This is a genomic window from Phycicoccus sp. Soil748 (assembly GCF_001428025.1).
Taxonomy (GTDB): Bacteria; Actinomycetota; Actinomycetes; order Actinomycetales; family Dermatophilaceae; genus Pedococcus.
This window is the reverse complement of sequence record NZ_LMSC01000006.1, coordinates 338,609-358,474: the sequence shown is the minus strand read 5'-3', so window position 1 is coordinate 358,474 and position 19,866 is coordinate 338,609. Positions and strand designations below refer to the sequence as shown.

At 71.9% G+C, this 19,866-nt stretch carries 19 protein-coding genes and 1 tRNA gene; 10 read left to right on the top strand and 10 right to left on the bottom strand.

Going from position 1 to position 19,866, the window contains the following annotated elements; all coding sequences use genetic code 11:
• Positions 1–6 precede the first annotated feature (6 nt).
• Positions 7–1,062, top strand: coding sequence for an ArsA-related P-loop ATPase (locus ASG70_RS06705; protein WP_082590213.1), 1,056 nt, complete (start codon positions 7–9; stop codon positions 1,060–1,062).
• A complete protein-coding gene (locus tag ASG70_RS06700; RefSeq protein ID WP_056883048.1) occupies positions 1,062–2,243 on the top strand; it encodes an ArsA family ATPase in 1,182 nt (393 codons plus the stop codon). Before ASG70_RS06705 ends, ASG70_RS06700 begins: the two co-directional genes overlap by 1 nt.
• 183 nt (positions 2,244–2,426) lie before the next feature.
• On the opposite strand, the gene ASG70_RS06695 is transcribed toward ASG70_RS06700, so the two are convergent.
• Positions 2,427–2,759, bottom strand: coding sequence for a WhiB family transcriptional regulator (locus ASG70_RS06695; protein ID WP_056883047.1), 333 nt, complete (start codon positions 2,757–2,759; stop codon positions 2,427–2,429).
• Between the two features lie 368 nt (positions 2,760–3,127).
• On the opposite strand from ASG70_RS06695, the gene ASG70_RS06690 reads away from it, so the two are divergent.
• Positions 3,128–5,584 carry a transglycosylase domain-containing protein gene (locus tag ASG70_RS06690; protein WP_056883046.1) on the top strand — a complete coding sequence of 819 codons (2,457 nt, stop codon included), beginning with the start codon at positions 3,128–3,130 and terminating at the stop codon, positions 5,582–5,584.
• A 67-nt stretch (positions 5,585–5,651) separates the two neighbouring features.
• Here ASG70_RS06690 and ASG70_RS06685 read toward each other — a convergent pair whose 3' ends face one another.
• Entirely contained in the window at positions 5,652–6,116 is a 465-nt protein-coding gene (locus ASG70_RS06685; RefSeq protein WP_056883045.1) for a GatB/YqeY domain-containing protein, read from the bottom strand.
• Between the two features lie 75 nt (positions 6,117–6,191).
• On the opposite strand from ASG70_RS06685, the gene ASG70_RS06680 reads away from it, so the two are divergent.
• From ASG70_RS06680 to ASG70_RS06665, 4 genes are all read left to right on the top strand, one after another.
• Positions 6,192–7,121, top strand: coding sequence for a metallophosphoesterase (locus ASG70_RS06680; RefSeq protein WP_369818877.1), 930 nt, complete (start codon positions 6,192–6,194; stop codon positions 7,119–7,121).
• A 150-nt stretch (positions 7,122–7,271) separates the two neighbouring features.
• Positions 7,272–7,346 (top strand) — tRNA-Pro (locus tag ASG70_RS06675).
• A 189-nt stretch (positions 7,347–7,535) separates the two neighbouring features.
• On the top strand, positions 7,536–8,297 hold the full coding sequence (locus ASG70_RS06670) for a CHRD domain-containing protein (RefSeq protein WP_056883043.1): 762 nt from the start codon (positions 7,536–7,538) through the stop codon (positions 8,295–8,297).
• Positions 8,297–9,010 carry a class F sortase gene (locus ASG70_RS06665; RefSeq protein WP_082590212.1) on the top strand — a complete coding sequence of 238 codons (714 nt, stop codon included), beginning with the start codon at positions 8,297–8,299 and terminating at the stop codon, positions 9,008–9,010. The genes ASG70_RS06670 and ASG70_RS06665 overlap by 1 nt, the downstream gene beginning before the upstream one ends.
• Before the next feature lie 16 nt (positions 9,011–9,026).
• On the opposite strand, the gene ASG70_RS06660 is transcribed toward ASG70_RS06665, so the two are convergent.
• Entirely contained in the window at positions 9,027–9,383 is a 357-nt protein-coding gene (locus ASG70_RS06660) for a YciI family protein (RefSeq protein WP_056883042.1), read from the bottom strand.
• 182 nt (positions 9,384–9,565) lie between these two features.
• On the opposite strand from ASG70_RS06660, the gene ASG70_RS06655 reads away from it, so the two are divergent.
• Complete coding sequence (locus ASG70_RS06655; protein ID WP_056883041.1) at positions 9,566–10,063, top strand: AAA family ATPase; 498 nt, start codon at positions 9,566–9,568, stop codon at positions 10,061–10,063.
• A 98-nt stretch (positions 10,064–10,161) separates the two neighbouring features.
• Here ASG70_RS06655 and ASG70_RS06650 read toward each other — a convergent pair whose 3' ends face one another.
• Together ASG70_RS06650 and ASG70_RS06645 are read right to left on the bottom strand one after the other, a co-directional pair.
• Positions 10,162–13,191 (bottom strand): EAL domain-containing protein, encoded by a 3,030-nt coding sequence (locus ASG70_RS06650; RefSeq protein WP_056883040.1) that lies wholly within the window; start codon positions 13,189–13,191, stop codon positions 10,162–10,164.
• Positions 13,188–13,772 (bottom strand): hypothetical protein, encoded by a 585-nt coding sequence (locus ASG70_RS06645; protein ID WP_056883039.1) that lies wholly within the window; start codon positions 13,770–13,772, stop codon positions 13,188–13,190. The genes ASG70_RS06650 and ASG70_RS06645 overlap by 4 nt, the downstream gene beginning before the upstream one ends.
• 195 nt (positions 13,773–13,967) lie before the next feature.
• Between ASG70_RS06645 and ASG70_RS06640 the strand changes: the two genes are divergently transcribed.
• Together ASG70_RS06640 and ASG70_RS06635 are read left to right on the top strand one after the other, a co-directional pair.
• Entirely contained in the window at positions 13,968–15,053 is a 1,086-nt protein-coding gene (locus ASG70_RS06640) for an S-(hydroxymethyl)mycothiol dehydrogenase (RefSeq protein ID WP_056883038.1), read from the top strand.
• Between the two features lie 20 nt (positions 15,054–15,073).
• Positions 15,074–15,727, top strand: coding sequence for an MBL fold metallo-hydrolase (locus tag ASG70_RS06635; protein WP_056883257.1), 654 nt, complete (start codon positions 15,074–15,076; stop codon positions 15,725–15,727).
• A 30-nt stretch (positions 15,728–15,757) separates the two neighbouring features.
• On the opposite strand, the gene ASG70_RS19215 is transcribed toward ASG70_RS06635, so the two are convergent.
• The 5 genes from ASG70_RS19215 to ASG70_RS06615 all read right to left on the bottom strand — a co-directional run bounded on the left by ASG70_RS19215 (position 15,758) and on the right by ASG70_RS06615 (position 19,838).
• Positions 15,758–15,904: a hypothetical protein gene (locus ASG70_RS19215; protein ID WP_156399858.1), complete on the bottom strand. Its 147-nt coding sequence runs from the start codon at positions 15,902–15,904 to the stop codon at positions 15,758–15,760.
• Positions 15,905–15,997: 93 nt separating this feature from the next.
• A complete protein-coding gene (locus ASG70_RS06630; RefSeq protein WP_056883037.1) occupies positions 15,998–16,246 on the bottom strand; it encodes a DUF2630 family protein in 249 nt (82 codons plus the stop codon).
• A gap of 65 nt (positions 16,247–16,311) precedes the next feature.
• A complete protein-coding gene (locus ASG70_RS06625) occupies positions 16,312–18,036 on the bottom strand; it encodes an AMP-binding protein (RefSeq protein WP_056883036.1) in 1,725 nt (574 codons plus the stop codon).
• Between the two features lie 12 nt (positions 18,037–18,048).
• Positions 18,049–19,248: a pyrophosphate--fructose-6-phosphate 1-phosphotransferase gene (locus ASG70_RS06620; protein ID WP_056883035.1), complete on the bottom strand. Its 1,200-nt coding sequence runs from the start codon at positions 19,246–19,248 to the stop codon at positions 18,049–18,051.
• A gap of 44 nt (positions 19,249–19,292) precedes the next feature.
• The gene (locus ASG70_RS06615; RefSeq protein WP_056883034.1) at positions 19,293–19,838 is read right to left on the bottom strand and encodes a L,D-transpeptidase; all 546 of its coding nucleotides are present in this window, start codon (positions 19,836–19,838) and stop codon (positions 19,293–19,295) included.
• Between the last annotated feature and the right edge of the window lie 28 nt (positions 19,839–19,866).

The window sequence follows — 19,866 nt, the reverse complement described above, 5'->3', positions numbered from 1 at the left end:
GGCCCCATGCCTGCGCCCGTGGACCGACCCGTGCGCGGTGCGGCGGCGGCCCGCGCAGGCTCCGAGGACCGGGCGGGGCACGACCCGTCCAAGGTCCGCCTGCACGTCGTCACGGGCAAGGGCGGCACCGGCAAGACGACGGTGTCCGCCGCCCTCGCGCTCGGCCTGAGCCGCCAGGGCAAACGGGTGCTGCTCGTCGAGGTGGAGGGGCGCCAGGGCATCTCGCAGACGTTCGACGTGCCGCCGCTCGGCCACACCGAGACCCGCATCGTGCACGACCGCAGCGGCGGCGAGCTGTGGGCCATCTCGGTCGACGCCAAGCAGTCGCTCGGCGAGTACCTCCAGAAGTTCTACAAGGTCGGCCGCGCCATGGGGCTGCTCGACAAGTTCGGGGCGGTCGACTTCGCGACGACGATCGCCCCCGGCCTGCGGGACGTGCTGCTCATCGGGAAGGTGTACGAGGCCGCCGGCCGGCGCGGCCGAGGCGGGGGGCTCGCCTACGACGCCGTCGTCCTCGACGCGCCGCCGACGGGCCGCGTCGTCCGCTTCCTCAACGTCAACGCCGAGGTCGCCGACGTCGCCCGGGTCGGTCCGATCCACTCCCAGGCCGAGTCGATCACCCGCATGGTCCGCAGCCACACCACGGCCGTGCACGTCGTCACGCTGCTCGAGGAGATGCCGGTGCAGGAGACCGTCGACGCGCTCGCCGAGCTCCGCGCCGCCGACCTCCCGCTGGGCGCGATCGTGGTGAACCAGCTGCGCGACCCGCTGCTGTCCGACCGCGACCTCGCGGCCGTCCGTGCCGGACGCACCGGCTCCCTCGCCGAGCGCGTCACCGCCGACCTGTCCTCGGTGCGCGTCCGGGCCACCGCGACCGTGGTCGGCGGACTGCTCGCCGATGCCGCCGAGCACGCCGACCGCCTCGCCCTGGAGCGGGAGCAGGACGCGATCCTCGCGCAGGAGGGGCGCCTCACCGTACGGCTGCCGTTGCTGCCCGAGGGCACCGAGGGCGGCGGCATCTCCGTGCTCGCGGACGCCGTCGCCGAGCAGGGGATGATCTGATGCCCGCCCGCCGCACCGCCCCCGCCACTGCGCCGGGCCTCGACCTCGGCGACCTGCTGGCCGACCAGCAGGTCAGGATCGTCGTCTGCTGCGGCGCCGGGGGCGTCGGCAAGACGACCACCGCGGCAGCCCTCGGCCTCTGGGCCGCCGAGCACGGGCGCAAGGTCGTCGTGCTCACCATCGACCCGGCCCGGCGGCTGGCCCAGTCGCTCGGCCTCACCGAGCTCGACAACACCCCCCGGCCGGTCGCCGGCGCGGGCGCCGAGGGCGGCTCGCTCGACGCCATGATGCTCGACATGAAACGCACCTTCGACGAGGTGGTGGAGCAGCACGCCGCCCCGGACAAGGCGGCCCAGATCCTCGCCAACCCCTTCTACCAGGCGGTCTCCAGCTCCTTCGCGGGCACGCAGGAGTACATGGCCATGGAGAAGCTGGGGCAGCTGCGGGCCGAGGCCGACCGCACCGGCCGGTGGGACCTCGTGGTCGTCGACACCCCGCCGTCCCGCTCGGCGCTGGACTTCCTCGACGCCCCGAAGCGGCTCGGGTCCTTCCTCGACGGCCGCTTCATCCGGCTGCTGACGGCCCCGGCCAAGGCCGGCGGCCGGGCCGGGCTCAAGGTGTTCAGCGTGGGGGTGCAGGTGGCCACGAGCACGATGTCGAGGCTGCTCGGTGGGCAGCTGCTGCAGGACGTGCAGACGTTCGTCGCGGCCCTCGACACCATGTTCGGCGGGTTCCGCGAGCGGGCCGACCAGACCTACGCCCTGCTCAAGGCGGCCGAGACGGCGTTCGTCGTCGTCGCCACCCCCGAGCGCGACGCCCTGCGCGAGGCGTCGTACTTCGCCGGTCGCCTCGACGAGGAGGGGATGCCGCTCGCGGGCCTGGTCGTCAACCGCGTCCAGCGCGTCGCCGCCCCGTCGCTCAGTGCGTCACGGGCGCTGGCCGCCGCCGAGCAGCTCGCCGACAGCGACGCGGGCACGACCACCTCGACGACCGCCACCACGGAGGGGCTGCTGCGCCTCCATGCCACCCTCGCGGAGACGGCCGACCGCCAGCAGCGGCAGGTGGCCCGCTTCACGGCCGGGCACCCCGGCATACCCCTCGTGGAGGTGCCGGCCGCGGCCCAGGACATCCACGACCTCGAGGGGCTGCGCGAGGTCGCCACCGCGCTGACCGGCGGCTGACCGCCCGGTCGCTGACCGCCCGGTCGCTGACCGCCCGCCTACTGACCGCCCCGGTCGGTGACCCACCCCCCGACCGGGCGCCCACGGCTGACGTGCCCGCCCCGGACCTGCCCCGGAAAGACCTCAGACCGGCCTCCTCCCGAAGAGGTGACCGGCCCGGGTGGCTGGTGGAGAGCGGCGCGCTCAGGCGCTCTGCTCGTCGCGGGACTGGCCGCGCGCGGCTGCGAAGAGGTTGGCCCACGAGGTGATGTTGGGGCGGCGCTTGAGCAGGGCCCGGCGCTCACGCTCGGTCATCCCGCCCCACACGCCGAACTCGGTGCGGTTGTCGAGGGCGTCCGCCAGGCACTCGGCGATCACGGGGCACCGCTGGCAGACGACCTTGGCAGTCTGCTGGGCCGCGCCCTGGACGAAGAGGGCGTCGGGGTCGGCGGTGGAGCAGGAGCCCAGAGGGGCCCAGTCCTCGACCCAGCCGTTCGCAGCACCCTGTCGGGTGGGTCGGGCCGGTGCGATCGTCATCCCAGTGCCTCCAGATGCTGCTGTTCAAGGTGCATGTGCGTGCGCCTTATGTCCGTCTCGATGTGCTGAAACCATAGGAAGGGTTGGCACTGCAACGACATGGCCCATTCGTGTAGTTCTGCGATGTCCGAAGGGACTAGTCATTCCTAGCCATGTCCGGTGGACCCCGATGACCAGGTCCCGAGGGGTCCGAAAGGACCCGCCAGACGGCCCAACCGGACCACCCTCGGACCACTCTGGGACCACCCTCTGGACCACCCACCGCACCACCGGTCGGCGCCGTCCAGGCTGCACGTGCCCGACACGGCGCCGCACCTCCCCGGGCGCGCACGGCCGGTCTGCTCACCTTCGGCAGTTACCCTGTCGGCATGTCTGGACGCGCCACCAACCTCGGCAATGTCGTCAGCCTGCTCGGAGCCTTCGTCGCCTCGGCGATGGTCATGGGCCTGCTGGCAGCCGGCCTGCTCATCCCCGCAGTGGGTGCGGCGGGCAGCGCTGCCACCTCCGGGGTGAAGATGTTCGACGACCTCCCGGGCGAGTTCACCGCCTCGGCGCTGTCCCAGCAGTCGCGGATCGTCGACGCCAAGGGCAACGTGCTGGCGACGCCTCAGCAGGAGAACCGCATCATCGTCAACCTCAAGGACGTCGCGCCCATCATGCGCAAGGCGCAGGTGGCCATCGAGGACAGCCGCTTCTACGAGCACGGCGGCGTCGACCCCCGCGGCATCCTGCGCGCGGCCGTGTCCAACGCCCAGGGCGGCGACACCCAGGGCGCCTCGACGCTGACGCAGCAGTTCGTCAAGCTCACACTGCAGGAGAACGCGCTGCGCAACAACGACGAGGAGGCGGCCAAGGCTGCCGTCCGCGTCAGCGCCGCCCGCAAGATCCAGGAGATCAAGTACGCGGTCACCCTCGAGAAGGAGATGACCAAGGACCAGATCCTGCAGGGCTACATGAACCTCGCCTACTACGGCGACCTGGCGTACGGCGTCGAGGCCGCGTCGCAGCACTACTTCAGCATCCCGTCCGCGAAGCTCAACCTGTCGCAGGCGGCCCTGCTCGCCGGCCTCGTCCAGAACCCCAGCCGCACCGACCCGATCCACTTCCCCGAGCGGGCGCAGGCGCGCCGCAACGTCGTGCTCGACCGCATGCACGACCTGGGCATCGTCACCGACAAGCAGTGGAAGACCGCGAAGGCCGTCCCGGTCAAGAAGATGCTCAAGGTCAAGAACCCGGTCAGCAACTGCATGGCCTCGAGCGAGCCGTACTTCTGCAACTACGTCATGGAGTACCTCAAGGACACCAGCAACCACGGCCTCGACGCCCTCGGGAAGTCCACGCCCGAGCGGATCAAGAACCTCACCGGGGGCGGCCTGACCATCCAGACGACCCTCGACGCCACCGTGCAGGCGCAGGCACGGCAGGACGTCCTCAAGAAGGTGCCGTTCGCCAACCACGCCCTGCCGAGGGACGCGGCAGACAAGACCAAGCTCGGCCTGTCGCAGATGGTCGGCAGCGCCGCCTCCATCGTCGAGCCGAGCACGGGCCGTGTCCTCGCCATGGTGCAGAACAGCAAGTACCCGACCACCAAGAAGGAGCAGAGCTCCTACGGGTACACCCAGGTCAACTGGAACGTCGACACCAAGTACCAGGGCACGACCGGGTTCCAGTTCGGCTCGACGGCCAAGATGTTCGCGATCGTGCGGGCGCTGGAGACCGGCACCCCCGTCAGCGGCACGGTGCCCTCGAAGTTCGCCAGCCCGACCAAGCCTGCGTACTACTCGTACCAGGAACAGGGGCCCTGCGGTGACCCGAAGGGCTGGTCGGTCCACAACGACTACGCCGTCGGCGGCAAGCCGATCCCACTGAAGAAGGCCACGGCCGACTCCATCAACACCGCGTTCGCGTCGCTGTCCATGAAGCTGGGCACCACCAAGGTCCGCGACACCATGACCAAGATGCACCTGCTCCAGGGCGACGGCAGCAAGATCGGCTGCAACCCCTCCGCGGTGCTCGGCACCGGGGTGGTCACCCCCCTGACGCTCGCGTCCTCGTACGCGACGCTCGCCAACAACGGCAAGTACTGCCCCCCGAACCCGATCCTGTCGATCACGACGGCCGACAAGAAGCCGCTCAAGATCGGCACCCCCACCTGCAAGCAGGTCATCGACCCCGACGTGGCCAAGGGCGCGACCGAGCTGCTCACCGGCGTCATCAAGAACGGCACCGGCGTGCGGGCCAAGCTCGGCGCCCGTCCTGCGGCCGGCAAGACCGGCACGACTGACGACCACGTCGAGTCCTGGTTCGTCGGCTACACCGCCCAGCGCGCCACGGCCGTATGGGTCGGCACGCCGTACTCCCAGCAGGGGATGCGCCACATCACGCTCGCCGGCCAGTCCTACTCCGGCGTCTTCGGTGGTGACATCGCCGCGCCGATCTGGAAGGACCTCACGGAAGCCGCGTCGCAGGGGCTGCCGATCCGTGACTTCGACACCCCGAGCGACAAGATCCTCAACGGCGACAGGGTCGCGGTCCCCTTCGTCGGCGGCATGACCGTCGAGGAGGCCACGGCCCGCCTCAAGGAGGCCGGGTTCAACGCCCAGGTCGCCGGCAGCACCAACAGCGGCTACTCCCGCGGCATCGTGGTCTACACCGACCCGAGCGGCACGGCCATGCGCGGTTCGACGGTGAGCCTCTACACCTCGACGGGCTACGTCCCCCCGCCGCCGCCGAAGTCCACGCCGAAGCCGACGAGCACTCCCAAGCCGACGGCGACGACCCCGAAGCCGACAAAGACGAAGAAGCCGCCGCCGCCGAAGAAGTAGGCGTCAGGCGAGACGAAGGCCCCCACCGCGCGCGGTGGGGGCCTTCGTCGTCGGTGCGGCGCCGCGGTCAGCGGGCGGCGAGCGCCGCCTTGACGACGGCCGCGACCCGGCCGCCGTCCGCGCGACCGGCCACGACCGGGGAGGCGGCCTTCATGACCTGGCCCATCTGCTGCACACCGGTCGCGCCGGTCTGCTCGATGGCGGCGGCGACGATGGCCGCGAGCTCGTCGTCCGAGAGCTGGGCGGGCAGGTAGGCCTCGAGGATCGCGAGCTCGGCGTCCTCGGTGGCCGCGAGCTCCGGCCGGCCGGCGCCGGTGTAGGCAGCCGACGCCTCCTTGCGCTTCTTGGCCTCCTTCGCGAGCACCTTGAGGACCTCGTCGTCGGTGAGCTCACGGGACTCGGTGCCGGCGACCTCCTCGGTGGTGATGGCGGTCAGGACCATGCGCAGCGTGCCGGAGCGCACCTGGTCGCGCGCGCGCATGGCGTCGGTGAGGTCGCGCTGGACGGTGGCCTTGAGGCTCTGCTCGGTCATGGGCCCAGTCTCGCAGGCGAGGTGCACGCGCCCCAACCGACTGGTCCCGGGCACCGGTTTGCGAGGATGGGGCCGGTGAGGACACTTCTGCGGACGGTGGGCGGCGTGGCCGCGCTGGGTGCGGCCGGGCTCGGGTGGGCCGGCCTCGTCGAGCGCAACTGGTACACCCTGCGCAGGTTCACCGTCCCGGTGCTGCCCCGGGGCGCCCGCCCGTTGCGGGTCCTGCAGGTCTCCGACCTGCACCTCATGCCGGCGCAGCAGCGAAAGGTCGAGTGGGTGCGCGGGCTCGCGGCCCTGGCGCCCGACCTCGTCGTCAACACCGGCGACAACCTCGCCTCGGTCGACAGCGTCCCCGGCGCCCTGCGCGCCATGGAGCCGCTGCTCGAGGTGCCCGGCGTGTTCGTCATGGGGTCCAACGACTACTACGCGCCCGTGCCGAAGAACCCGGCCCGCTACCTCACCCGTCGGCACGCGCAGGCGCCTCCCGGTCGCACGCTGCTGCCCGTCGACGACCTGCGCGCCGGCATGGTCGCCGGCGGCTGGACCGACCTGGACAACGTGCGCACCAACCTGCACGTCGGCGGGCTGGACCTGGAGCTGGTCGGCACCGACGACGCCCACATCCAGCTCGACCGCTACTCCTCCGTGGCGGCGCCGGCGTCGACCTCGGCCGCGCTCACGATCGGCGTGACGCACGCGCCGTACCAGCGGGTCCTGGACCCCATGGCCGCCGACGGTGCGCGGCTGCTCATCGCCGGGCACACGCACGGGGGGCAGCTCGCGCTGCCGGTGTACGGCGCCCTGGTGACCAACTGCGACCTGCCCACCAACCGCGCCAAGGGGCTGTCCCGGTGGTGGCCGGGCGCCGGCTCGACGCCGTCGTCCCGGGCCCCGCACGACGCCGCGTGGCTGCACGTGTCGGCGGGGCTCGGCACCTCGCCGTACGCGCCGGTGCGCTTCGCCTGCCGACCCGAGGCCACCCTGCTCACGCTGCTGCCGCGGTAGGCCGGCGCTCGCGGCCGGACTGCGTAGGCGCCTCCCCAACCAGACCGGTCGGGGCCGATTGGGAGGCACGGTGGGGGGTGGGCTAGCATTCCTTGTCGCTGCCCACACTGGCGCCTGACCTCGTCAGCGCCGGTCCGGCAGTGACTGCCACGGGGTGTGGCGCAGCTTGGTAGCGCGCTTNCGTTCGGGACGAAGAGGCCGCAGGTTCAAATCCTGTCACCCCGACCCTGGGATCCACACGACGAAGGCCCTCCACCGCACCAGCGGGGAGGGCCTTCGTCGTGCTCAGGACCCGGTCAGCGACGTGCCGGCGACACCCGTGCACCAATCCGTTGCCCCGCTCGGACACGAACCGCAAGCCGTCAGCGCANCCACACGACGGCGGCTCGGGTCGCCCGACAAAGGAGTCCACGCATGCGCACCACCTCCAAGATCGCCGCCGTAGCACTCGGCACCACAGCCTTGGTCCCGTTCCTCGGCGCGGGCGTCGCCCAGGCTGCGGACGGCAGCACCATGGCCACCCTGCGCCCGGTCGCGCTCAACGGGGTTCCGGCCAACGGCACCGCGATGGTCACCGTCACCGGCAACCGCATCAACGTCACGATGGCCGCCTCCGGCCTGCTGCCCGACAACCCCCACGCGGCCCACATCCACTTCGGCGCCTCCGCGCGTCACGAGTGCCCGACCGCCAGCGACGACACCAGCGGCGACGGCACCCTGAACACCACCGAGGGCGGCCCCGCCTACGGCGACATCGTCGTCTCCCTGACCAAGACCGGTGACACCTCCCCGAAGAGCGGTCTCGCGGTCGACCGCTTCGACACCGCTCCCGGCGGCAAGATCCAGTACGAGCGCGGCTCGATCAACGTCTCCTCCGACGTGGCCCAGGCCATCGTCGACGGCAAGTCGGTCGTCGTGGTGCACGGCGTCGACCACAACAACGACGGCAAGTACGACGGCAACACCAAGAGCGACCTCGACCCCAGCCTGCCCACCGAGGCCACCGACCCGGCCATCTGCGGCGTCCTGGCGGCTGCTCCGGCAGGCGGCATGGACACCGGCGCGGGGGGCACGTCCGACAGCAGCACGGGCATGCTCGCCCTCGGTGGCGGCCTGCTCCTCGCCGCTGCCGGCACGGGCACGTTCACCGCTCGCAAGGCTCGCAACCGCGCCTGATGGCCCACCTCACACGGTTCGGTGACCGCCGCGGCAGCATTGCCGCGGCGGTCACCGTGCTGCTCCTCCTCCTCGGTGGCGGCCTGGTCGCCAAGGCGCTGACCCGGCCCGAGGCGCCGGCGCAGCCTCCTGCCGCTGAGGCCGTGGCACCGACCACCGCCCCACCCGTCGCACCGCAGGCGACGACTCCTACGACGAGGCCCGGCGCCGGCCCGGCCAAGCCCTCGTCGGCCTCCAGCCCGGACTTCGGGCCGATCATGGAGCCCAGCCCGCCCGTGTCACTCGACATCCCCTCCATCGGGGTCGGCACCAAGGGCATCGTCGACCTCGCACTGGACAAGGACGGCAAGCTCCAGGCGCCGACCGACTTCGCCAAGGCTGGCTGGTACGCCGCGGGTCCCACCCCAGGCGAGTTCGGCCCGGCCGTGATCGGCGCCCACGTCGACAGCAAGTCCGGCCCCGCAGTCTTCTACCGCCTCGGCGCCCTGCGGAAGGGCGCGCAGGTGTCCGTGCACCGCAAGGACGGCTCGACCGCCAGGTTCGTCGTCGACCGGGTGGCCCGCTACTCCAAGGCCGACTTCCCCACGGCCATGGTCTACGGCGACACCAAGGGACGCGCCGAGCTGCGCCTCATCACCTGTGGCGGCGCCTTCGACCACGCCACCGGACACTACGTCGACAACATCGTCGCCTTCGCCCACCTGACGTCCTGACCAGCGGGCCGCGGGGTCAGTCGAGCTGCGGGTGCCTCCCGAAGCGGCGGATCTCGTGCGGCCAGCCGCACCCCTCGGCGATCCTGGCCCCCCAGTACTTGGCGTCCTCCTCCGTCTCGACGTCCACGACGGCGAACCCGCCCAGGAACTCCTTGGTCTCCACGTAGGGGCCGTCGCTCACGATGGGCGTCCCACCGGTGGGGTCGACGTTGAAGACGGGACCGTCTTCCTCCAGGCCCCCGGCGAAGACGTAGACCCCGGCGGCCTTCATCTCCTCGACGACCGCCATCGCGAGCGGCGCACGCGACCCGAACCACTCCTCGGTGTGGTCGCCCACCCACTGCTGGTTGAAGTGCAGGAGGTACTCCGTCATGACTGCTCCTTCGGCTCGAGCAGGCCCGGTGGCCCGCCTTCACCCACTCCACGAACGGCGAGCGGCGATTCCGACACGGTCTCCCGGCCCATGTAACACGAGTCCGTCACGGCACAGGACCTTGAACCGCTCCGCTCACGAGCCGGACCGGTCTCTGAGCGCCCGTCGGATAGCGTCCACGGATGGGCGTGCGCAACTACCTTGTCGAGGGCGTCTCCGGCACCGGCAAGACCTCGGTGTGCCACGAGCTGCGACGCCGGGGTTTCGAGGCCGTCAACGGCGACACCGACCTCGCCTACCAGGGTGACCCCGCGACCGGTCGACCGACCGACGGCCCGCCCTCGCACTGGCACCACATCTGGGCCGTCGACCGCGTCCGTGCGCTGGTCGCCGACCGGCGCGAGCCGGTGACCTTCTTCTGCGGGGGCTCCCGCAACGTCGAGGCGTTCCTCGACCTCTTCGACGGCGTCTTCGTCCTGGAGGTCGACCTCGACACCCTGCAGCTGAGGCTCGACGAACGACCCGAGGACGAGTTCGGCGGCACCCAGTCCGAGCGTGAACTGGTCCTCCGACTCCACCGCACGAAGGAGGACACACCGAGGGGCGCGACCACGATCGACGCCACGGCGCCGCTCGACCACGTCGTCGACGCGATCCTGTTCCACGTCGGACGGTCGTGACCAGGTCCTTCGGTGGCGAGGTCGGTGGGCACGGTTGCGGGTCGAGAGGGAGCAGTCCCCAACGGGCTGGTTCCAGGCGCCGGCGGGTTCGGCTGGTTCTAGGCCCGGGCGGGCTCGGCCAGGGCCTCGAGGAAGGCGTCGGGGTCGGCGGGGCGGCCGATGTGGTGGCCCTGCGCGAAGTCGACGCCTTCCTCCTCGAGCACGTGCAGGATCTCGGGAGAGCCGACGAACTCGGCCACTGCCTGCTTGCCGAGCCGGTGCGCGATGGCGACGACGGAGCTGACGATGGCGCGGTCGGTGGCGTTGACGTCGCAGGCCGTCACGAACTCGCCGTCGATCTTGACGTAGTCGAACGGCAGGTTCTTGAGGTAGTGGAAGGACCCGAACCCGGCGCCGAAGTCGTCGAGCGCGAACCGGCACCCCTCGGCACTCAGCCGCTCGACGAACCCCCGGGCAGCCTCGAGGTCGGCCACCGCGGCGGTCTCGGTGACCTCCAGGACGAGCCCGGAGGGGTCGACCCCGTGCTGGTCGAGCGTGTCGAGGACGACGCGCTCCAGGACCGCGTCACCGACGCTGCGCCCTGACAGGTTGACCGCCAGCTCGAAGTCGGGCTGCACGGCCCGGCACCGGGCCAGCAGGGGCACCGCGTGCTCCACGACCCACCGGTCGACGTCGAGGATGAGGTCGGAGAGCTCCGCGTGGGGCAGGAACTGCGCCGGGGACACGGCGGTGTCTCCTTCACCGAGACGCAGCAGCGCCTCGGCGCCGATGACCCGTCCGGCACGCACGTCCCAGATCGGCTGCAGCTGGAGCCGGAAGCCTCCCTCGGCGAGCGCCTGCTCGAGCCGCTCGGTCAGCGTGAGGACGGGGGCGTCGGCGGCCGCGCCGGCCTCCGGCGGGCACTCGGCACCGGTCGGCAGGACGGCCCAGCCGTCGCGACCGGTGTTCTTGGCCTGGTACATCAGGGCGTCGGCGCTGGACATCAGCTCCTCGGCCGACTGGCTGTCGCCCTCGATGACGACGGCACCGACACTGGCGGTCACCGCGTCGGCTGCCGGCCCGAGCGTCGTCTCGTGGGCACGGACCGCCGCCACGAGGTTCGCGGCGACGAGCTCGGTGCCGGCGAGGTCGGTCTCGATGAGCAGGACCGCGAACTCGTCACCACCGAGCCGGGCCACGACGTCGCTGGCCCGGACGCTGCGCCGCAGCACCCCGGCCAGCCCGACGAGCAGCTCGTCGCCGGCGCCGTGGCCGAGGGTGTCGTTGACCTCCTTGAAGTGGTCGAGGTCGATGAGGAGCAGCGCACCGCGGGCGCCGTAGCGGCGGCAGTAGGCCAGGTGGCGGTCGAGCTCGGCCGAGAACTTGCGCCGGTTGGCCAGCCCGGTGAGGACGTCGTGGTCGGCGAGGTGCGCCAGCTGCTGCTCGTAGACGAAGCGCTCGGACACGTCGGCGAAGTTCACGAGTACCTCGTCCTCGGCGCCGGCCAGGACCGTGCTGGAGAGGCTGAGGTGCACCTGGCCCCCGGCGGGGGTGACGACGGTCCAGTCCGCCCGGCCGGCGGCCGCGTCACCGTCGGTCGCGCCGGCGAGCAGCTCGGCGACGGTCTCGTCCTGGGCGGCGCCGAGCCCGGCAAGCGGCATACCCACCAGGTCGTCCTCGTCGCGGCCGAGGAGGACGCACAGCGAGGGGTTGACCTGGCGGATGACGCCGTCGCGGCCGAGGACGGCGATGCCGTGGGGCGCGTCGACGAACAGGCGCTGCACGCGGTCGTGGCTGGCCCGGAGCTCGCGCTCGCGGGCACGGTCGCGACTGACGTCGCGCGCCATGATGAGGGCCGCGCCGGAGGTGGTCGAGGTGCCCGGCAGGGGGCTGACCCAGACCTCGTGCTCGTCACCGGTCTCCACGGCCGTGAGCTCGACGACACCCTCACGTCCCTCGATGGCCGCCTCGATCAGCGGCTGGAGCAGAGCGGCGTTGCGCGGGCTGAACACCTCGTCCACCTGGCGGCCGGCGGCGTGGGCCAGGCCCTGCCGCCGCGCCCCGCCTCCGGTGGACAGCGACACCTCCAGGGTGCGGTCGAGCACGAGCACGCTGGTGTCGGGGAGGTGGTCCATCGAGAGCCGCCAGAGGGCCTGGGCCTCCTTGAGCTCCCGGCGCAGCTCGACGGCAGCGGTGGTGTCCACGGCCACGCCCAGGTACCCGACGAGGTCACCGTCGTCGCTGCGGATCTCGGTCACGGCGAGCCGCACCGAGATCCGTCGGCCGTCCCGGCGGATGTAGGTCCACTCGCGGCTGGGCATCTGGTGCTCGGCAAGCGTCGCGAACACCTCGATCCCGGGCGCCACACCGAGCTGTCCAGCGGCGGCGGCGAGCTCCTCGGCGTCGTGGATGAGCTCGTGCACGGGACGCCCGACGGCCTCGACGGCGGTGTATCGCAGCATCTGCTCGGCGCCGAGGTTGAAGTCGGTGATCCGGCCCTGCGGGTCGGTGGCGATGATGCTGGTCAGCGTCGCGCCGCCCATGATGCCGCGCAGCTGGGCTGCGGCCTCCCGCTCGGTCGTGCTCTCGCGGGCGAAGCGGCGTACGACGGACTGCACGACCGGGGCGGCGAGCAGCGCGACGCCCGCCCACACCAGGGCTGGACGCCATTCCAGCCCGGCGTCGCGGGCGTCCCCGGCCAGCAGGGCCGGGCCGAGGAAGGCCAGCGCCGCCAGCAGCGCGGCCACGGCGAGGTCACCGAACGTCCCGAACAGGGCCAGCCACACGATCGGTACGCCGACGAGCGAGCCCACGCCCGAGGCCGCACCTCCCAGCGCGTCACGGAGCAGGCCCACGCACAGCAGGACGAGCCACGGCCCGACGGGGTCCACCCAGGTCCGACGCCGTCCCCGCGCCGCCACCCAGATCGCCACCAGGGCGATGCCGAGCACGGCGAGCGCCGACCCCGCCTGTGGTGACAGCTGCTGCCGGGAGGGCGCCAGGATGGCCCCGACCGCACCGAGGAGCAGCACGGCGAAGGGCACGACGTCCTGCTCGGTGGGGCGTGCACCGGTCGCGGCTCGCGTGAAGGTGCTGGCGACCCGGACGACCACGGCGTGCTTGCGCGGGCGCGTCGTCCCGGTCGTCACGCCGACGCCTGGGGCGCGCCGAGCGGGATGACCGCGTAGATGTCGGCCGTCGACGTCTCGTGGTCCGCGCTGGCCCAGCTCGGCTTCAGCAGCACGAGGTCGGGCAGCACCCACTCCGGGCCGCGGTAGCCCTCGAGGGCGCCCACGAGCCGCTCGAGGTAGGGCAGGCTCGTGTCGGCAGTCACCTCCCCCACCGGGACCTGCGGCTTGAAGCGGCGGCGGTCCACGTGCAGGCCCATGGTCTGGACCACCTCGGGGATCGCCCGGGCGATGCTGCGCAGCTGGTCCACCTGGCCGGCGAGCGGGGCGCACACCGTGAGGTCCCCCTCCCCCGCCAGGGCCGAGCAGCCGGCCATCGACAGTCGCGGCGCAGGGGCCCAGTCGGCGGCCGCCGCCACGAGGCGGTCGGCCAGCCCGGCCGCGTCGGCCCGGGCGAGGTTGCCGAAGCTGGTCACGTGCACGTGCATGTCATCCACGGACACGGGCGTGAACTCCCGCTGGTTCCCCGCGACGGATCGGACCACGTCGGCCAGCTCGGCCACCGCCTCGTGCGGCGGGAAGAACGCAGCGTGCAACAGCATGGTGCTCCTTCCAGCGGCTCGGTCACGCGTGCCTGGTGCGGGAGGCACCCTGCGTGGTGTGGAGGATGATATGTGCGGTCTGTATGCCTTCGCGGTCTCTTGCCGCGCGCTGCCCCGCATCCGGACCGATCGGCCGATGCGCTGCACCGTTGCTGCACTGTGGCAGGGCCCGGGGGCCGCGCATAGGGTCGTCCCATGCCACAGACCGTCAAGGGCGTCATCGCCCGCAGCAAGGGCGCCGAGGTCGAGCTCGTCGACGTCGTCGTGCCGGACCCGGGCCCCGGAGAGGCCGTCGTGCAGGTGCAGTCGTGCGGCGTCTGCCACACCGACCTGCACTACCGCGAGGGCGGCATCAACGACGAGTACCCCTTCCTGCTGGGCCACGAGGCCGCCGGGGTCGTGGAGGCGGTCGGCGAGGGCGTCACCGAGGTGGCCCCCGGCGACTTCGTCATCCTCAACTGGCGTGCCGTGTGCGGGCAGTGCCGCGCCTGCGCCAAGGGCAAGCCCTGGTACTGCTTCAACACCCACAACGCCAAGCAGAGGATGACGCTCGAGGACGGCACCGAGCTCTCGCCCGCGCTGGGCATCGGCGCGTTCATCGAGAAGACCCTGGTGGCCGCCGGGCAGTGCACGAAGGTCGACCCCGGGGCCGACGCGGCCGCCGTCGGCCTGCTCGGGTGCGGGGTGATGGCCGGGTTCGGTGCGGCCGTCAACACCGGTGGCGTCGGGCGCGGCGACTCGGTCGCCGTCATCGGCTGCGGAGGCGTCGGCAATGCCGCCATCGCCGGCGCGGTGCTCGCAGGCGCGACGACCGTCGTCGCCGTGGACGTGGACGACCGCAAGCTCGAGGGCGCGAGGTCGTTCGGCGCGACCCATACGGTCAACGGCAAGGACGAGGACGTCGTCGAGCGGATCCGCGAGCTGACCGGCGGGTTCGGCGCCGACGTCGTCGTGGAGGCTGTCGGCCGCCCCGAGACCTACGAGCAGGCGTTCTACGCCCGCGACCTCGCCGGCACGGTGGTCCTCGTCGGCGTCCCCACCCCGGACAAGGAGGTCACCCTCCCGATGATCGAGGTCTTCGGTCGAGGCGGCGCGCTCAAGTCCAGCTGGTACGGCGACTGCCTCCCCTCGCGCGACTTCCCGATGCTCGTCGACCTCTACCGGCAGGGACGGTTCGACCTCGACGCCTTCGTGAGCGAGCGCATCGGCCTCGGTGACGTCGAGGCGGCCTTCCACAAGATGGAGCGCGGCGAGGTGCTGCGGTCGGTGGTGGTGCTGTGAGCGACTCCAGCGACTCCGGTATGCCGTCGATCGCTCCCTCCGCGGGCGGCGTGCGGGTCGAGCGGCTGGTGACGTCGGGCCAGTTCGAGCTGGACGGCGGCAGCTGGGACGTCGACAACAACGTCTGGGTCGTCGGTGACGACAAGGAGTGCGTCATCATCGACGCCGCGCACGACGGCCGCGCCATCGTGAAGTCGATCGACCGGCAGCGCAAGGTCGTGGGGGTCATCTCCACCCACGCCCACAACGACCACATCAACGCGGTCGGCGAGGTCTGCGACGGCACGCGCGCCCCGGCCTACCTGCATCCCGCGGACCGGATGCTGTGGGACGAGCTCTACCCCGTCACCCCCGACCACGAGCTGGCCGACGGCCAGGTCATCCGGGTCGGCGACGTCGACCTGCACGTCATCCACACCCCCGGCCACACCCCGGGCTCGTGCTGCCTCTACGCGCCGGCGCTCGGCGTCCTCTTCACCGGCGACACCCTGTTCAACGGTGGCCCCGGCGCCACGGGGCGGTCCTACAGCGACTTCGGGACCATCATCGAGTCGATCCGCGACAAGGTCCTCACCCTGCCCGACGAGACGGTCGTGCTGACCGGGCACGGCGACTCGACGGTCATCGCTGCGGAGGCGCCGCACCTCCAGGAGTGGCTCGACCGCGGCCACTGACCGAGGCTGCCGACCTGCCGTCAGACCCGGCTACAGGACGTAGACGGCGAGCAGCGTCACGGCGACGGCTGCGAGGTAGACCATGACGACCGTGCCCGCGACGTAGGCGGCGGTGTGGCCCACCCACCACCGCGAGGAGTGGTGGGTCACGTGGAGACGGTCGTGTGTCGTGGACATCGTGCGCATGGTGCGCACCCCCTCACCTCGGGTACCCGGCCACCTCGAGCGTACGCCGAGGGCGCCGGACGACGCCGCGCCACGCCGCGGGCATCAGCCCTGGTAGCTCTCCACGACCTTGGCGTCCCGCACCTGTGCACCGGTCGGGTCCTCACCGAACTCGCGCCGCGCCCGCCGCTGGCGCAGCAGGTCCCAGCACTGGTCGAGCTCGACCTCGATGGTCCGCAGCCGCTGGTTCTCCTCCTCGACACTGATCTTGCCGGCGCCGAGCTGCGTGCGCAGCCCGTGCTCCTCGTCGAGGAGGCCCCTGATCTGCTGCTGGATGTCGATGTCGTCGGCCATCCGCCCACTATCGCACCGGCCCACAGCGCTGGCGAGGGCTGCGCGCGGTGCGCGAGACCCCACGGTCAGGAGCGGGGAGCGCCCTTCAGCTCGGGGAACTGGTCGTCCCGGAACTCCTCCGACAGCGACCTCCCCCCGTCGAAGGCCCGCTGCTCGCGGTCGCGCAGCTCCACCCGGCGGATCTTCCCGGAGATCGTCTTGGGCAGCTCGAAGAACTCGACCCGACGCACGCGCAGGTACGGCGCGAGGTGCTCGCGCGCGTACGCCAGGATCTGCTTGGCCGTCTCGGCGTCAGGCTCCCACCCTGCCGCCAGCGCGACGTAGGCCTTGGGCACGGCGAGCCGCGTCGGGTCCGGCGCCGGCACGACGGCCGCCTCGGCCACGGCCGGGTGCTCGATGAGCACGCTCTCGAGCTCGAACGGCGAGATCTTGTAGTCGCTGGCCTTGAACACGTCGTCGGTGCGGCCGATGTAGGTGATGTAGCCGTCCGCGTCCCGCTGGGCCACGTCGCCGGTGTGGTAGAAACCGCCGGCCATCGCGTCGGCCTGGCGCTCGGGGTCGCCGAGGTAGCCGGTCATGAGGTTGACCGGGTGCTTGGACAGGTCCAGGACGATCTCGCCCTCGTCGCCGACCTCGCCGGTGAGGGGGTCGACGAGCGCCACCGGGACGCCGGGCATGGGCCGGCCCATCGACCCCGGCTTCACGCGGTCGCCGGCGATGTTGCCGATCTGCAGGGTGGTCTCGGTCTGGCCGTAGCCGTCACGGATCGTCAGGCCCCAGGCCTTCTCGACCTGGCTGATGACCTCGGGGTTGAGCGGCTCCCCCGCGGCGAGCAGCTCGCGCAGCGACCCGCTGCCGCCCCCGAGGTCAGCCTGGATCAGCATGCGCCACACCGTCGGCGGCGCGCAGAAGGTCGTCACCCCGGCCCGGCGGATCTGGTCAAGCAGTGCGGCCGCGTCGAACCGCGTGTAGTTGTAGACGAAGATCGTCGCCTCCGCGATCCAGGGCGCGAAGAAGCACGACCAGGCGTGCTTGGCCCAGCCGGGTGAGCTGATCGCGAGGTGCACGTCGCCGGGCCGGCCGCCGATCCAGTACATCGTCGACAGGTGCCCGACGGGGTAGGAGACCTGCGTGTGCTCGACGAGCTTGGGCTTGCTGGTCGTCCCGGAGGTGAAGTAGACGAGCAGCGGGTCGGTCGCGGCGGTGACGCCGTCGAACGGATGTCCTTGCGCTGCATACGAGTCGGCGTAGGAGTGCCAGCCGTCGACATCGCCCACGGCGACGCGGAGATAGTCGCCCGGCACCTCCTCGAACTTGGGTGCGTCGGCGGCGTTGGCCACGACGACGCGGGCACCGCCACGGTCGACCCGGTCGCGCAGGTCGGCCGGTCCGAGGGCGGCGGTGGTGGGCATGATGACCGCCCCCAGCTTGGCCACCGCGAGCATCGTCTCCCAGAGCTCGACCTGGTTGCCGAGCATGAGCAGGACCCGGTCACCCTTCCCGACGCCCAGCCCCTCGAGCCACGCTGCAACCTGGTCGGACCGGCCAGCCATCTCGTCGTAGGTGACCTTGGTCTGCGACCCGTCCTCCTCGACGATCCACAGCGCGAGGCGGTCGTTGCCGCGCGCCACGGCGTCGAACCAGTCGACGGCCCAGCTGAACCGCTCGCCCACGTCGGGCCAACGGAACTCGGTGAGCGCACGGTCGTGCTGGCCGGCGAGGCGCAGCAGGGTGTCGCGCGCCTCGCGGTAGGCAGCGGTGCCGGAGGACGGGGTGGACGTCGTCGTCATGCCCCGACCCTGCTACGACTGGCCGAGGTCGGCAAGCAGCGTCGTGAACCACTCGACCGAGGGGTCGAAGGCCTTGCCACCCTTGATGCGCGAGAACTCGATGGCCCGCAGCTCGTCGCCGCGCTCCTCGTCGTGCCCGACGACCCCGGACTCGCCGCGCAGGGCCGCGTCGACGGCGTGGTCGGTGCACTCCCGGATGAGGCTGAGGTCGGCGGCGTTCGGGGCCGCCGACCGCGAGAAGTAGCCGCTCTTCTGCACGAGCACCTTGTCGGCGCCGAGCAGCTCGGCGAACTGCTTGGCGAACCACTGCCCGGGGTTGACCTTGTCGATCTGCACGTGGCCGAAGGGGTCCCGCGGCACCTCCGCGCCGGACTGCTCCATCGACGCCACGATCTCGGACAGCCCGGCCCCCTCGGAGACGAAGAGGTTGACCCCGTCGAGCTCGTCCATCACGCCGCGCAGGCGCCTGGCCTCCTCCTCGATGTCGAAGGGCCGCTCGGGCAGGAAGACGCCGTGCACGTCCCAGCGCTCCGGCGCGTTCTCCAGCCAGCCGGCGAAGTCGGCCTGCTGAACCCAGCGGTGGTGCTCGAGGGCGGTCGCTGCCGTCAGCCAGCCGCAGTTGCGCCCCATGACCTCGTGGACGATGAGCATGCGGGGGTTGGAGGAGTGCTCGGCGACGATGTTGCGGGCGTAGACCGCGCCCTGCTCCGCTGCGGTCCAGGCCCCGAGCGACTGACGGATGGGGACCACGTCGTTGTCGATGGTCTTCGGGAGGCCGACGACCGTGAGCTCGTAGCCGTTGGAGTGCAGGTAGGCGGCGAGGTCGGCGGCCGTGCCGTTGGTGTCGTCGCCGCCGATGGTGTGCAGCACGTCCACGCCGTCCCTCGTCAGCTGCTCGGCAGCGACGTGCAACGGGTCCTGCCCCTCCCGCACGAGCCCTCGCTTCACGCAGTCCTTGACGTTGGTGAGCTTGACCCGGCTGTTGCCGATCGGGCTGCCACCGAAGGCGTGCAGCCGGTGGGCGTGGGCGCGCACCTCCTCGGTGACCTCGACCGAGTGACCGGTGAGCAGCCCGGCATACCCGTTGCGGTAGGCGATGATCCGCACGTCGGGGGCGATCTCGGTGTAGCGCTCGATGAGGCCACCGACGGCCGAGGACAGACAGGGGGCGAGTCCGCCCGCGGTGAGCATGGCGACGGTCTGCACTGGCATGGGTCCACTCTGCCGCGTGTTCGCGGGTCCGGCCAGAGCGCCACTCAGCGGATGGACATGACGGCGCCGGGCCGCTCCCACTGCATCACCGCGAGGAGCGGGCCCGCCGGCAGCGAGATGCAGCCCGCGGTGCCGTGGCCGAGGTCGACGTGGAAGAAGATCGCCGAACCCCGGCCGGGCGTGCGCGACTCGTTGTAGCCGACGACCTGGGCGTAGTCGTAGGCCGGGCTGTTGAGCAGCTCCTCGGCCGAGTCCCACCGGCCGTTGGTGGGCGTGCGCTGGTGGGTGTTGTAGAGCGAGGACCCGCTGTCGTCGACCCAGACGTCCTGGCTGTCGACACGGAACCAGCCCATGGCCAGGCCCGGGTTGGCGCGCACGCCGAAGCCGCCGCGCAGCGGGAACGTGCCGACCGGCGTGCGCAGGTCGCCCTCCCTCTTGGCCGAGCTCACCCCGTTGCGGCCGACGTGTCCCGAGTAGGGGCCCAGGGACAGCAGGTAGCGGCCGCCGGACCGTCGGCACGCGCGGACGGTCGCCGAGGACCCGGCCGAGGTGACGAGGACGACCTGCGACGCCGTGACGCCTGACGGCACCTGGCAGGTCGCGGCCGCGGGAGTTGGG